Here is a 12,394-nt window from a genome sequence, read left to right as displayed (position 1 = left end):
GGGGGGGGGCGCCCTGGCCGCCGGAAGGAGGGCCTGTCTGTAGGCGATTGACGTTCGCGGGCGGCTTCGCCACGATTGCCGTGGCGGCAGGGAAGGGACGGGGGCAACGGACGGGGGAATGGGGGCGTCGAACGGCGGGCACAGCGGTCAAGACCCGGGGAACGGGGCGGGAGGCCTCTCCTTTCCACGCGACAAAACGGGCCCCGTGGCGTGATGAGGCGCGGACCGGCGCAAGGCCGCGGCGCGGACCGGTCCAACGCGGAGGGCGAGGATAACGGGCCTTCGTGCAAACAGAAGCCCTCCAGGGAAGGGGACGTCGTGAAACGCAGCCGGATCGAAGCCGCCTGGCGGGGGCAACCCGAATGCCAGGGCTGTTCCATTCGCGACCTGGCCTTGTTCGCGGACCTCCAGCAGGCCGATTTCAACCTGATTCACCTGCCGATCGACGAATTCGAGGTCGAGGCGGGCTCGGTTTTGTACAACGGCGGCGACGAGGCGCGCGCCTTGCTGACCTTGCGCTCGGGGCTGGTCAAGCTGGTGCAATACCTGAGCGATGGTTCACAACGCATTGTGCGCCTGCAGCGGCCCGGGGATACCCTGGGGCTGGAGGCCACGGTGGGCGATCAGTACGAGCACACCGCCGTGGCCTTGCGCCGGGTTTTGCTGTGCCGGATTCCGGTCGAGGTCATTCACCGCCTGAGCCAGGAAACCCCCCGCCTGCACCGCCAGCTGATGATGCGCTGGCACAACAACGTGCGTCAGGCCGATACCTGGCTTACCGCCCTTTCGACCGGGAGCGCCAAGGCCCGGGTCGCCCGTTTCCTGCTGGATATCCCCAAGGAGGCGGGGGCCGACGGGGTGCCCGTGTGCGAACTGCTGAGCCGCGAGGATATCGGGGCCATGCTGGGGGTGACCACCGAAACCGCGAGCCGCATGATCGCCGATCTCAAGCGCAGCGGGGTCATCACCGAGCGCAAGCTGAACACGTTTGTGTGCAACGAGGACGCCTTGCGCGTCCTCGCGGGAGAGTAACAGGACGCCTTGCGCGTCCTCGCGGGAGAGGTGCGGGACGCCTTGCGCGTCCTCGCGGGAGAGGTGCGGGACGCCTTGCGCGTCCTCGCCGGGGGCAGCGGGCGGGCCTGTGACGGTCCGGCTGATTGACAATTATCAATCGAGTCCGGCCCCTGGCGCGAAAACCGTCAATGCGGACCGCTTTTTCATGGCCTAGGGTAGGGATGCTTTTGCCGGTTCTGGCGGTCATGACGGCTCGTGTTTAGGCGCACAGGCGTTTCGCCGGACCAGTGGCAAGGCCGGGCGGTGGGCGGAACCATTAGTTCGGGGCGCGTCCGCCTGCCGCCTTTTTCCCTTTGACTTCCTACCTCCCGGTGGAAAAAGGGAGGGGATGCGTGCGCGGGATTTTCTTGACCAAGGGTCAAGCCGCGTGCTTCCATGCGCTCATGGCACCTTCGGCATTTCATTCCCACCGTGGTCGACTGCGCGGCTTTCTCGGCTCGTTGCTGGGATTGCTGGTCGTTGTCTATTTTGGCTATCACGCGGTGCAAGGAGATCGCGGGGTCCTGGCCCTGGCCCGGTTGAACCGCGAAATCGACGAAGCGCACACCCAGCTTGACAAGCTCAAGGCCGAGGAAGAATCCCTTCAGGCGCGAGTCACGCGGCTTTCGCCCGAAAGCCTGGATCCCGATCTGCTGGACGAGCGCGCCCGGACCATGCTCAACCGGGTCCGCCCCGACGAGGTGATCATCCGACTCGACGGGCCGTCCTGATCGGTCCCGTTCCGGTCGTCCGGCGCCGCCGGTGTTCCGGCCCTCCGGCGCCGCCGGTGTTCCGGGAACAATGCGCGGCCATTCCCTTTCCCTGTCCAGTCTCCTGTCCAGACCCAGGCCCGGGTGTTTTCCCCCGTTCCGCGAGGCTTGCCCGGTGTTTTGTGCGTTGCAAAACAAAGAAGTGGACAAAAGTTTCCCTTGATCCCAGCTCACAGCCGCCTACCTTCCAAAGGCGATCAAAGCAAGATCGGCCTTGGGGGATACCGGGGCGATCTTGTCGTGCAGACCCCCGACCAGGAGGACCCATGGCCGCCTTACCCCCCCGGATGCCCGGTGTTCCTTCTTCCCCGCCCGTGAACGAACCAACCCGGCCGGCCGCGACGCAAGAGCCGCTCGCGCCCGTCGATCTGGTGGCTCTTTACCGCGACATGCTGCTGATCCGCCGCTTCGAGGAGAAGGCCGGCCAGCTGTACGGCATGGGGCTGATTGGCGGATTTTGCCATTTGTACATCGGGCAGGAAGCCGTGGTGGTGGGGCTTCAGTCCCTGGCCCGTCCGGGAGACTCGGTGATCACCAGCTATCGCGACCACGGCCACATGCTGGCCACCGGCATGGACGCGGCCGGGGTGATGGCCGAGCTGACCGGGCGCGCGGCGGGCTACTCGCGGGGCAAGGGCGGCTCGATGCACATGTTCAGCCGCGAGCGCGGCTTTTACGGCGGGCATGGGATTGTTGCCGCCCAGGTGCCCCTGGGCACCGGGCTGGCCTTCGCCCACCGCTATCGCGGCGACGGGGGCGTTTGTTTTTGCTACCTGGGCGACGGCGCGGCCAATCAGGGCCAGGTGTACGAAAGTTTCAACATGGCGGCCTTGTGGTCGCTGCCGGTGGTGTATGTCATCGAAAACAACCGTTATGGCATGGGCACCTCGGTCGAACGGGCAAGCGCGATGCGCGATCTGGCGCGGCGCGGCGAATCCTTTGGCATTCCCGGGTTCGCCGTGGATGGCATGGACGTGATGGCGGTGCGCGAGGGGGCGGCCGGTGCCGTGGCCCGGGCCCGGGCCGGCGAGGGGCCGGCGCTTTTGGAAATGAAAACCTACCGCTATCGCGGACATTCGATGTCGGATCCGGCCAAGTACCGCACCAAGGAGGAGGTCGAGAAAATGCGCGCCGATCACGATCCCCTGGATACCTTGCGCGCGCGTCTGCTGGCCGAGGCCCTGATTGACGACGCGGGACTGAAGGCGCTCGATCGCGACATCAAGGCGGTGGTGGGCGAGGCCGCTTCCCTGGCCCAGTCGAGCCCCGAACCCGATCCGGCCGAGCTGTACACCGATGTCCTGGTAACGCCCTGACCCTTCAGACCAAGCGGGAGCCAAGCGATCATGACCACGTCCGCGACTGCGATTTCCCCGGGTGCCCCGTCGTCGACGGGTCGTTCGGGCGTGCGGGCCCTGACGGTGCGCGAGGCGTTGCGCGAGGCCCTGGCCGAGGAAATGCACCGCGACGAGGCCGTGTTCCTGATGGGCGAGGAGGTGGGCCAGTACCAGGGCGCCTACAAGATCAGCCAGGGCCTGCTCGACCAGTTCGGTCCCCGCCGCGTGATCGATACCCCGATCACCGAAATGGGGTTCACCGGGCTGGCGGTGGGCGCGGCCTTCGCCGGACTGCGGCCGATCGTCGAGTTCATGACCTTCAATTTCTCGATGCAGGCGATCGACCAGATCATCAACTCGGCAGCCAAGACCTTGTACATGTCCGGGGGGCAACTGGGGTGTCCCATCGTGTTTCGCGGGCCCAACGGCGCCGCCGCCCGGGTGGCCGCCCAGCACAGCCAGTGCTTTGCGTCGTGGTATGCCCACTGCCCGGGCTTGAAGGTGGTGGCGCCGTGGAGCGCCGCCGACGCGAAGGGCCTGCTCAAGGCCGCGATCCGCGACCCCAACCCGGTGGTTTTCCTGGAAAACGAAATCCTCTACGGCCAGACCTTCGACGTGCCCGACGAGGAGGATTTCGTGTTGCCGCTGGGCAAGGCGCGCATTGAGCGCGCGGGCTCGGATGTCACCTTGGTGGCCTTTTCGCGCATGGTGGGCGTGGCCCTGGAAGCGGCCGATCTGCTGGCCGAGCGAGGGCTTTCGGCCGAGGTTGTCAATCTGCGCACCTTGCGCCCGCTTGATAGCGACACCGTGACCGCCTCGGTGCGCAAAACCAGCCATTGCGTGACCATCGAGGAAGGCTGGCCGGTGGCGGGCATGGGGGCGGAGCTTTCGGCCCTGATCATGGAGCAGGCCTTTGACTGGCTGGACGCCCCGGTGACCCGCGTCGCCGGCGAGGATGTCCCCATGCCTTACGCCGCCAACCTGGAGCGCCTGGCCCTGCCCACCGCCGAGAGGGTGGTGGAAGCGGTCCGTGCCCAGCGCTCCGGCACCCGCCGCGCCTCCCCGTAGGCCAGGAGACGCCCGTCCGCCCGTGCTTGCCCGCCCGTGCCCATTGCCTTGTGATGCTGGGGGAATCCGATCATGCCCGTGCCCATCCTCATGCCCGCCTTGTCCCCGACCATGAAGGAGGGCACGGTGGCCCGCTGGCTGAAGGCCGAGGGCGACCCGGTGGCCAGCGGCGACCTGCTGGTCGAGATCGAAACCGACAAGGCCACCATGGAAGTGGAGGCGGTCGACGAAGGCATCCTGGGCCGCATCCTGGTGCCGGCGGGCACGGCCGGGGTGGCCGTCAACCAGCCCATCGCCTTGCTGCTTGAGGAGGGGGAGGATCCCGCCGCCCTCGACGAGGGCGCGCCGGCCGCTGCTGCCCCGCCCGCGCCGCCCGAGGCCGCCGACGCATCCCCGCCCCCGCCCGCCGATCCTCGACCAGACACGGAGGAACCCGAGGCAACCCAAGGACAGGGAAGGATTTTCGCCAGTCCTCTGGCCCGGCGCCTCGCCGCCGAGGCGCACCTGGACCTGCGGACCGTGACCGGATCCGGGCCGCATGGGCGCATCATCCGCAACGATGTTGAAGCCGCCCTGGCCAAAGGGCCCTCGTCGCGGACCGCGCCGGCTTCGCACTCTCCCAAGGCCTCGCAGGCCGCGCCGGCCTCGCAGGCCTCGCAGGCCGCGCCGGCTGTGCCGACCGCTTCGGCCGCGTTGCCGCAGGCGCCCCACCGTCTGGTGCCCCACACGACCATGCGCCGGGTGATCGCGCGCCGGCTGACCGAATCCAAGCAGACGGTGCCGCACTTCTATCTCAGCGTTGATATCGAGATGGACGCCCTGCTGGCCTTGCGCCAGCGCCTGAACGCCCATCTGGAGGACGGGGGGCGGATCTCGGTCAACGACATGATCATCAAGGCGGTGGCCCTCGCCTTGCGCAAGGTGCCCGAGGCCAACGCGTCCTGGCACGACGACGGCCTCGTGTTTTGGGAAAACGTGGACATCGCGGTGGCGGTGGCGACCCCGGGCGGGCTGGTCACGCCGGTGGTGCGCGAGGCCGACCGCAAGGGGCTGGGCGCCATCGCGGCCGAGGTGCGGGCCCTGGCCGCGCGGGCGCGCGAAGGCCGGCTGATGCCCGAGGAATACCAGGGCGGCGGTTTTTCGATTTCCAACCTGGGCATGTACGGCGTGCGCGAGTTCTCGGCCATCATCAACCCGCCCCAGGCCTGCCTGCTGGCGGTGGGGGCGGCCGAGCCCCGGCCGGTGGTGCGCGACCACGGGCTGGCCGTGGCCACGGTGATGACCTGCACCGTGTCGGTGGATCACCGGGTGGTGGATGGCGCGGTGGGCGCCCAGTTCCTGGGGGCGTTCAAGGCCCTGATCCAGGCACCGGAAACCATGCTGCTGTAAGCATAAGCACCGGGGGCGGCGGAACGCGCCCGGGAAGGGAAGGGGAAGCGATGAGCACTCAAGGCGTTGATGTCGTCGTGATTGGCGGCGGTCCCGGCGGCTACGTGGCGGCCTTGCGCGCGGCGCAACTGGGCTTGTCGGTCACCCTGGTCGAACGCGAGCACCTGGGGGGCGTTTGCCTCAACTGGGGCTGCATCCCGACCAAGGCCTTGTTGCGCAGCGCCGAGGTGCTGCGCCTCGCGCGCAACGCCGCTTCCTATGGCGTCAAGGCCGGGCCGGTGGAGGCGGATCTGGCGGCCATGGTCGCGCGCTCGCGCAAGGTGGCCGAAACCCTGAGCCAGGGCGTGGCCTACCTGCTGAAAAAGAACAAGGTCACGGTGCTGGACGGCGCGGGCCGCCTGGACGGGCCGCGCCATGTGGTGGTGACCCGCCCCGACGGCCGCTCCACCCGCCTGGAAGCCGGAGCCGTGATCCTGGCCACGGGCGCGCGGGCGCGGGTGGTGCCGGGCCTGGAACCCGACGGCCGGCGGGTGTGGACGGCGCGCGAGGCGATGGTGCCCGAAAGCCTGCCCCAGCGACTGCTGATCGTGGGAGCCGGGGCGATTGGCATCGAGTTCGCGAGCTTCTACGCCGCGTGCGGGGTCAAGGTGACGGTGGTCGAGGTGCAAGACCGGGTCCTTCCCCTGGAGGACGAGGAAATCAGCGCCCTGGCCCGGGCGGCATTTGAAAAGCAGGGCATCGGCCTGATGCTGGGAGCCAAGGTAACGGCGCTGCGCCGCGACGACGACGCCCTGACCGCCACGGTCGAGGTGGCGGAGCGCACCCGCGACCTGAGCGTGGACCGGGTGCTGGTGTCGGTGGGCACGGTGGGCAACGTCGAGGACCTGGGGCTGGAGACCACCAGGGTTCAGGTCGAGCGCACGCGCGTGCGCACCGATGATCTGTGCCGGACCGACGAGCCGGGGATCTACGCGATCGGCGACCTGACCGGCCCGCCGTGGCTCGCGCACAAGGCCAGCCACGAAGGCCTGATCGCGGCCGCCGTGATCGCCGGGCAAACCCCGGCGCCCCTGGATCCGCTGGCCGTGCCCGCGTGCACCTACGGGCATCCGCAGGTGGCCAGCGTGGGCCTGAGCGAGCGCGCCGCGCGCGACAAGGGTCATTCGGTGCGGGTGGGGCGCTTTCCCTTCCGCGCCAACGGCAAGGCCATTGCGCTGGGCGACGTGGACGGCCTGGTCAAGACGGTGTTCGATGCCGACACGGGGGCGTTGCTGGGGGCCCACCTGATCGGGCCCGAGGTCACGGAAATGGTGCAAGGCTTCGCGGTGGCCCGGACCCTGGAGACCACCGAAGCCGAATTGATGCACACCATTTTCCCGCACCCGACCCTTTCCGAGGCGATGGCTGAATCCGTTCTTGACGCCTATGGCCGTGTTCTTCATGTCTGACGGCATGACGCACGATCCCAAGGTTCCGTTAAGACACCCCGAGAAGGCCCACCGTCCCGACAACCCGTCGCCGCCCAAGCCGGCGTGGATCCGGGTGCGTGCGCCCGTGGGCGCCACGGTGGGCGCGGTCGGCGCGCTGATGCGCGAGGGCGGCTTGCATACCGTGTGCGAGGAAGCCGCCTGCCCCAATCGGGGCGAGTGCTGGACCCGCCGCCACGCCGCGTTCATGATTCTGGGCGACATCTGCACCCGGGCCTGCGCCTTTTGCAACGTGGCCACGGGGCGCCCGGGCCCGGTGGATGCCGGCGAGCCGGAGCGGCTCGCGCACTCGGTGGCAACGCTGGGCCTCAGTCATGTGGTGATCACCTCGGTGGACCGCGACGATCTGCCCGACGGCGGCGCGGCGCATTTCGCGGCTTGCGTGCGCGCGGTGCGCGAGGGCAGGCCGGCGTGCTCGATCGAGGTTCTGACCCCCGATTTTCGCGGCAAGCCCGGTGCCCTGGAAACCGTTCTGGCGTCGGCGCCCGACGTGTTCAACCATAACCTGGAAACGGTCCCCCGGCTCTATCCCTCGATCCGGCCCGGCGCGCGCTACGACGAGTCCCTGGCCTTGCTGGCCGAGGCCCGGCGTTTGTCCCCCGATCTGTTCACGAAATCCGGCCTGATGGTGGGCCTGGGCGAAACAGAGGTCGAGCTTGCCCATGTGATGGACGACCTGCGCGCGGCCGGTGTTGACTTTCTGACCATCGGCCAGTACCTGCAACCCACCTTGAAGCATGCGGCCGTGGCGCGCTTCGTCCCCCCCGAAGAGTTCGACCGGTATGCCTCGCTCGCCCGGGCCAAGGGGTTTGCCTTGGTGGCGTCCAGCCCTCTGACCCGATCGTCTCACCACGCGGATCGCGATTTCGAAGCCCTGCGCAAGGCCAGGCAGGCGGCTTCCCTCGCGCAGTAGGACCCGTTCATGCCCACTCATGCCGAAAAGCGTGCGCTTCCGTATTCCCCCGACCAGCTGTACGCGCTGGTCGCGGACATTGAGCAGTATCCCCAGTTTCTTCCCTGGTGTCTTGCAACGCGCATTCGCAAGCGCGAGGGAAACCTGGTGGTGGCGGACATGGCGGTCGGCTTCAAGATGATCCGCGAGCGCTTTACCTCGAAAGTCACCCTGACACCGGGCAAGCGCATCGACGTGGCCTATTCCGAGGGGCCGTTCAAGTACCTGACCAATCACTGGGTTTTCGAACCGGCTCCCGATGGGACCACGATTATTGATTTCTTTGTTGATTTTGAGTTTCGCTCCCTTTTTCTTCAGAAAATCATGGGAGCCCTGTTTGGCGAGGCGGTGCGCGTCATGGTTTCCTCGTTTGAAAAGCGCGCACAGGCTCTGTACGGCCCCCCGATCCGCCGGCGTCCTTCCTGAGGCGCGGATTGTTTCAAGGGGGCGGCTGTTTCCCGGAAGGAGAGACCGGCTTTTTCCGTGGTCGCGGGCCCTCCTTCATCCGGAAGGCAGCCGTCGGGCTGGCCCTGTCTCTTCCTGGTTTTCCGTGAACAAGGCACCGTCCTTCCTGGGCGGCCTTTCGGAGCGACTCCCGGGGACGGCGAGGGCAGGGGGTCAGGGCGCGGGGGGCAGGTGAGGGCCTTCCAGGGTGCGCAGCACCATTTCCAGGGCGGCGTTGACCGTCGCGTGCCGGATTTCGTGGCGACTGCCGGCGAAAATCTGCCGGCGCACGCTCACGGGCCCGTCGGTCACGGCGCAGGCCAGGTACACCAGGCCCACCGGCTTTTCGGCCGAGCCGCCCGTGGGGCCGGCGATTCCGGTCACGGCGATGCTGAGCCCGGCCTCGGACTCCCGCAAGGCGCCCTCGGCCATGGCGCGCGCGACCTCGGGACTCACCGCGCCATGCGCGGCCAGCAAGGCGGCGGGCACGCCCACCATGCGTTCCTTGGCGGCGTTGGCGTAGGTGATGAACCCGCGATCGAACACGGCGCTGGATCCGGGAACGGCGGTCAGGGCGGCCGCGATCATCCCCCCGGTGCATGATTCCACGGTGGCCAGCATCAGGCCCCGGGTCTGCAGGGCCTCCACCACGGTGCTGGCCTGGTCAAGGAAATCGCGGGGGAACGGGACGGACGGCGCGGGGGGCATCGGACTTCTCCGGACATCAGGGGATGGATGTGAGACCCGAAAAGGGGGGAACCGCTTTTCGGATAATCGAGCGCGAAAACAAAAACCTGGAGCATCGTGCCCGGGACCCGGTTTAACGCACGATGCTCTGAAAGGCGCGGAAAAAGGCGCGAAACGGCAAGATCACCACGCCGCGCGCACGGCGACAACCAGGGCCACGAGGACGCCGGCATAAACACCGGCCGCGATGTCGTCCAGCATGATTCCCAAGCCACCCTTCAAGCCCCGGTCCAAGGCTCCCACCGGCCAGGGCTTGGTGATGTCGAACAGGCGGAACAAGGCGAATCCGATCAGGTAGGAAACCGGGTCGAGCGGCGCCGGCAGCAAGGTAAGCCATTGCCCGGCCACTTCGTCGATGACGATGCGCCCCGGGTCCTGTTCGCCGGTGCGCCGGACATGGGCGTTGCAGGCCCAGATGCCCAGCACGGTGACGAGCACGGTGGCCACGCCCAGGCCCCAGGGGCCAAATGCCCACATCAGGCCCCAGGCAAAGGGCAGCGCGGCGGCGCTCCCCATGGTTCCCGGAGCCACGGGGCTAAGCCCCGACCCGAACCAGGTGGTGACAAGCAAAAGGGGACGGGGCACGGAGGCCATCGAGGAAGACGGCGCCTCCTGGGCGGAGGTCCCCTTGGTGGAAGCCCCCTGGGTCGGAACTTCCTGGTGAGAATCGGTCATGGAGATCACGAGCACGTTGAAGGATGGGAGGGATCGGGCAAGGCGGACTGCCTCCCCTTTGTCCGGGACGCGGCGCGCCCGGGGGCCTTTTTTGTTGTATCACCGGGCGGTGGATTTTATGAAGGAATTGCGCGAAACACGGGGGTGGCTCCTTTTCCGCTCCGGCCAGGCCGGCCGGCACTGGCAAGGCCAGCACTGGCAAGGCCGGCGGATGGCAAAGGCCAGGAAAGAAGCCAGGAGCAAGGAGGCTCCAACGACGGGCCCGGGGCGTCCGGTTCCTGTCCCCTTTCGTGTTGCTTGATGACGATGGAAAAGCGGACCAAACGGCATGGGCGAGGCCGAACGGATCGGTGAACCTGGGGTGACGGGAAGACCGGCAAGCCCGGTTCAACAGGAGGGAAGGCCGAATGTCCGAGTTTGATCCCCAGGAATTGAACCTGTCTCCCCTGCGCCGCCGCCTGCGCCGGTTCGTGCCCGAACGTCATTTCATGATCCGCTCGGGGGGGGCGTTGCGCACCTTCACCCTGACCAGCGGCCATCAGCTCATGGCCCTGGCCGTGGCCTTGCTGGTGTTCGGGTGGCTGACCTACGCGACCGTCGCCGTGATGTGGATGGACGATATCCTCCAGGCCAAGAATGGCCGCATCACCGATGCCCGCGACGCCTACAAGTCCCTGCTGGCCGAGGTCAGCGTGTACAAGACCCGCGTGGCCGAGGTGACCCGGGCCCTGGAAGACAACCATGCCCAGTTCAGCCATCTGGTTGACAGCGAGGACGCCGCCCGCACGCCGGCTCCGGTTCCCCCGGCGGACCCGGAAGGCACGGCGGGCCTGGGCCAGGAGGGGGCGGAAACCGGGGCCTCGTTCCTTCAGGAACAACGTCGGTATGACCGCGAGCACCAGACCCTGATGGCCCAGCTGAACACCTTGGAACAGGGAATGGCCGACCTGAGCCAGGCGCGCGTGCTGCTGACCGACTTCGATGGCATCGAGTTGGAAATGCGCAAGGTCATGATCCAGCGCGACCTGGCCTTGTCCGAAAACCGGGAACTGCAAAGCAAGCTGGACGAGCTTCAGGACCACGTCCGGGTCATGGAGGAAGCGCAGGTGCGTCTGGTCGAGCGCTTCGCCGACGTGGCCGGCAACCGCGCGGCCCAGATCACCCGCGACCTGGGCCGGACCGGCCTTGATGTCGATTCCTTGCTGCACCAGCGCTTGCAAGGCGGTCGCCCCTTCGGGCAGGGCGGGCCGTTCGTGCCCGTGGATCAGCAGCGGGCCGCCAACACTCACCCGGAATACCCGGCCGCCGTCGCCGCTCTTGGCCGGACCCTGGAACAGTGGAACCAGATCAAGGCCTTGACCGAAACCTTGCCCTTGAAGCAACCCTTGGATGGGGCGATTGAAGTGACGTCCGCTTTTGGGGTACGTTCGGATCCGTTTTTCGATCTGGCGGCGGTGCACGAAGGGATCGATCTGGGGGCTCCGGTGGGCGATCCGGTGCGGGCCACCGCGCCCGGAAAGGTGGTTTACGCCGCATGGCGGGGTCGGTATGGTCGCGTGGTCGAAATTGATCATGGACTCGGCATGAGCACGCGCTACGCTCATTTAGATACAATTGATACTGTCGTGGGGCAGATTGTGCACTCAGGGGACGTGATCGGCACCGTCGGCGAGAGCGGCCGCAGCACGGGGCCTCATCTTCACTACGAAGTCCGGGTCAACGGAGAACCGCGCGACCCGGCGGTGTTCATGAAAGCGGGGAACAATGTTCTCAAGGGCTAGCAACAGGCAGGCAACGGGGGATCTCCCCAAAACCGAAGGCGGGCTGGACCGTAGCGTGCCGTCGATCATCAGCGCGGATCTGACGGTCACCGGTGATCTTTCAAGTGCCGGCGAAATCCAGATCGACGGGCGCGTCGAAGGCGACATCCGGTGCGCGTCCCTGATCATCGGCATTTCCGGGTCCGTGACCGGCGAAATCCGGGCGGAGCGCCTGCGCATGCACGGATCGATCAGCGGGCAGGTCTATGCCAAGTCGGTCTTCCTCGCCAGCACGGCTCGCATGACCGGCGACATCACCCATGAAAGCCTGGCAATCGAGCCGGGGGCCTTCATGGAAGGGCACTGCCGGCGCAGCCCCCTGCCGGCCGAGGTGGTGGCCACCGACGCACCCCCCCAGAAGCGTCTGGAACAGATCACCGACGCGGGCCTGAATTCCGCCGCTTCCTGAGGATCCGCGCGCCGTCATCACGGACGCCCCGTCATCCTCATGCCCCCCGGAAGGCGTTGCCCGCGCGATGGCGGGCGGCGCGCCGCTTGTTTTTGTCTCCCCCGACCAAAAGACCATTCCGGCCCCTGCCATCGGTCAGGGGGGCCTTTCCCTTGGAATTCGTGAGGGCAAAGGGGGACTCCCCTTTTCCCTCACAAATTCCAGACTGAAACTGGATCAAGTTGAGTCAAGTTGATCCAGTTT

Annotated in this window: 11 protein-coding genes and 1 pseudogene; 10 read left to right on the top strand and 2 right to left on the bottom strand. The window is 67.4% G+C overall.

Features of this window, described 5'->3' with window-relative positions; all coding sequences use genetic code 11:
• Nucleotides 1-318: 318 nt before the first annotated feature.
• From ROR02_RS14450 to ROR02_RS14415, 8 genes and pseudogenes are all read left to right on the top strand, one after another.
• Complete coding sequence (locus tag ROR02_RS14450) at nucleotides 319-1,032, top strand: Crp/Fnr family transcriptional regulator (RefSeq protein WP_246135567.1); 714 nt, start codon at nucleotides 319-321, stop codon at nucleotides 1,030-1,032.
• Nucleotides 1,033-1,406: 374 nt separating this feature from the next.
• Nucleotides 1,407-1,784 carry an FtsB family cell division protein gene (locus ROR02_RS14445; RefSeq protein WP_246135566.1) on the top strand — a complete coding sequence of 126 codons (378 nt, stop codon included), beginning with the start codon at nucleotides 1,407-1,409 and terminating at the stop codon, nucleotides 1,782-1,784.
• A gap of 428 nt (nucleotides 1,785-2,212) precedes the next feature.
• Entirely contained in the window at nucleotides 2,213-3,139 is a 927-nt protein-coding gene (gene pdhA, locus ROR02_RS14440; RefSeq protein WP_246135568.1) for a pyruvate dehydrogenase (acetyl-transferring) E1 component subunit alpha, read from the top strand.
• Nucleotides 3,140-3,238: 99 nt separating this feature from the next.
• Nucleotides 3,239-4,228 (top strand): annotated as a pseudogene (locus tag ROR02_RS14435) (pyruvate dehydrogenase complex E1 component subunit beta); the annotation flags it as partial.
• A 72-nt stretch (nucleotides 4,229-4,300) separates the two neighbouring features.
• The gene (locus ROR02_RS14430) at nucleotides 4,301-5,617 is read left to right on the top strand and encodes a pyruvate dehydrogenase complex dihydrolipoamide acetyltransferase (protein WP_147164748.1); all 1,317 of its coding nucleotides are present in this window, start codon (nucleotides 4,301-4,303) and stop codon (nucleotides 5,615-5,617) included.
• A gap of 50 nt (nucleotides 5,618-5,667) precedes the next feature.
• Nucleotides 5,668-7,065 (top strand): dihydrolipoyl dehydrogenase, encoded by a 1,398-nt coding sequence (gene lpdA / locus ROR02_RS14425; protein ID WP_147164747.1) that lies wholly within the window; start codon nucleotides 5,668-5,670, stop codon nucleotides 7,063-7,065.
• Nucleotides 7,058-8,017, top strand: coding sequence for a lipoyl synthase (gene lipA, locus ROR02_RS14420; RefSeq protein WP_246135565.1), 960 nt, complete (start codon nucleotides 7,058-7,060; stop codon nucleotides 8,015-8,017). The genes lpdA and lipA overlap by 8 nt, the downstream gene beginning before the upstream one ends.
• Before the next feature lie 9 nt (nucleotides 8,018-8,026).
• On the top strand, nucleotides 8,027-8,482 hold the full coding sequence (locus ROR02_RS14415; protein WP_147164746.1) for a type II toxin-antitoxin system RatA family toxin: 456 nt from the start codon (nucleotides 8,027-8,029) through the stop codon (nucleotides 8,480-8,482).
• 192 nt (nucleotides 8,483-8,674) lie between these two features.
• Here ROR02_RS14415 and ROR02_RS14410 read toward each other — a convergent pair whose 3' ends face one another.
• Nucleotides 8,675-9,208 (bottom strand): CinA family protein, encoded by a 534-nt coding sequence (locus ROR02_RS14410; RefSeq protein ID WP_147164745.1) that lies wholly within the window; start codon nucleotides 9,206-9,208, stop codon nucleotides 8,675-8,677.
• A 162-nt stretch (nucleotides 9,209-9,370) separates the two neighbouring features.
• Nucleotides 9,371-9,922 (bottom strand): phosphatidylglycerophosphatase A family protein, encoded by a 552-nt coding sequence (locus ROR02_RS14405; protein ID WP_147164744.1) that lies wholly within the window; start codon nucleotides 9,920-9,922, stop codon nucleotides 9,371-9,373.
• A gap of 407 nt (nucleotides 9,923-10,329) precedes the next feature.
• On the opposite strand from ROR02_RS14405, the gene ROR02_RS14400 reads away from it, so the two are divergent.
• Both ROR02_RS14400 and ROR02_RS14395 read left to right on the top strand, forming a co-directional pair.
• Nucleotides 10,330-11,703 (top strand): M23 family metallopeptidase, encoded by a 1,374-nt coding sequence (locus tag ROR02_RS14400; protein WP_147164743.1) that lies wholly within the window; start codon nucleotides 10,330-10,332, stop codon nucleotides 11,701-11,703.
• 55 nt (nucleotides 11,704-11,758) lie between these two features.
• On the top strand, nucleotides 11,759-12,151 hold the full coding sequence (locus ROR02_RS14395; protein ID WP_246135564.1) for a bactofilin family protein: 393 nt from the start codon (nucleotides 11,759-11,761) through the stop codon (nucleotides 12,149-12,151).
• Nucleotides 12,152-12,394 lie beyond the last annotated feature (243 nt).

The organism is Pararhodospirillum oryzae (assembly GCF_007992075.1).
GTDB classification, from domain to species: domain Bacteria; phylum Pseudomonadota; class Alphaproteobacteria; order Rhodospirillales; family Rhodospirillaceae; genus Pararhodospirillum; species Pararhodospirillum oryzae.
This window is presented reverse-complemented; position numbering and strand designations above follow the sequence as displayed.

Bases quoted from the DNA above. Each gene is read 5' to 3' on its own strand.
- ROR02_RS14400 (WP_147164743.1), top strand. From the start codon at position 10,330: ATGTCCGAGTTTGATCCCCAGGAATTGAACCTGTCTCCCCTGCGCCGC.
- pdhA (WP_246135568.1), top strand. From the start codon at position 2,213: ATGCTGCTGATCCGCCGCTTCGAGGAGAAGGCCGGCCAGCTGTACGGC.
- ROR02_RS14415 (WP_147164746.1), top strand. From the start codon at position 8,027: ATGCCCACTCATGCCGAAAAGCGTGCGCTTCCGTATTCCCCCGACCAG.
- ROR02_RS14430 (WP_147164748.1), top strand. From the start codon at position 4,301: ATGCCCGTGCCCATCCTCATGCCCGCCTTGTCCCCGACCATGAAGGAG.
- lpdA (WP_147164747.1), top strand. From the start codon at position 5,668: ATGAGCACTCAAGGCGTTGATGTCGTCGTGATTGGCGGCGGTCCCGGC.
- ROR02_RS14410 (WP_147164745.1), bottom strand. From the start codon at position 9,208: ATGCCCCCCGCGCCGTCCGTCCCGTTCCCCCGCGATTTCCTTGACCAG.
- ROR02_RS14405 (WP_147164744.1), bottom strand. From the start codon at position 9,922: ATGACCGATTCTCACCAGGAAGTTCCGACCCAGGGGGCTTCCACCAAG.
- lipA (WP_246135565.1), top strand. From the start codon at position 7,058: ATGTCTGACGGCATGACGCACGATCCCAAGGTTCCGTTAAGACACCCC.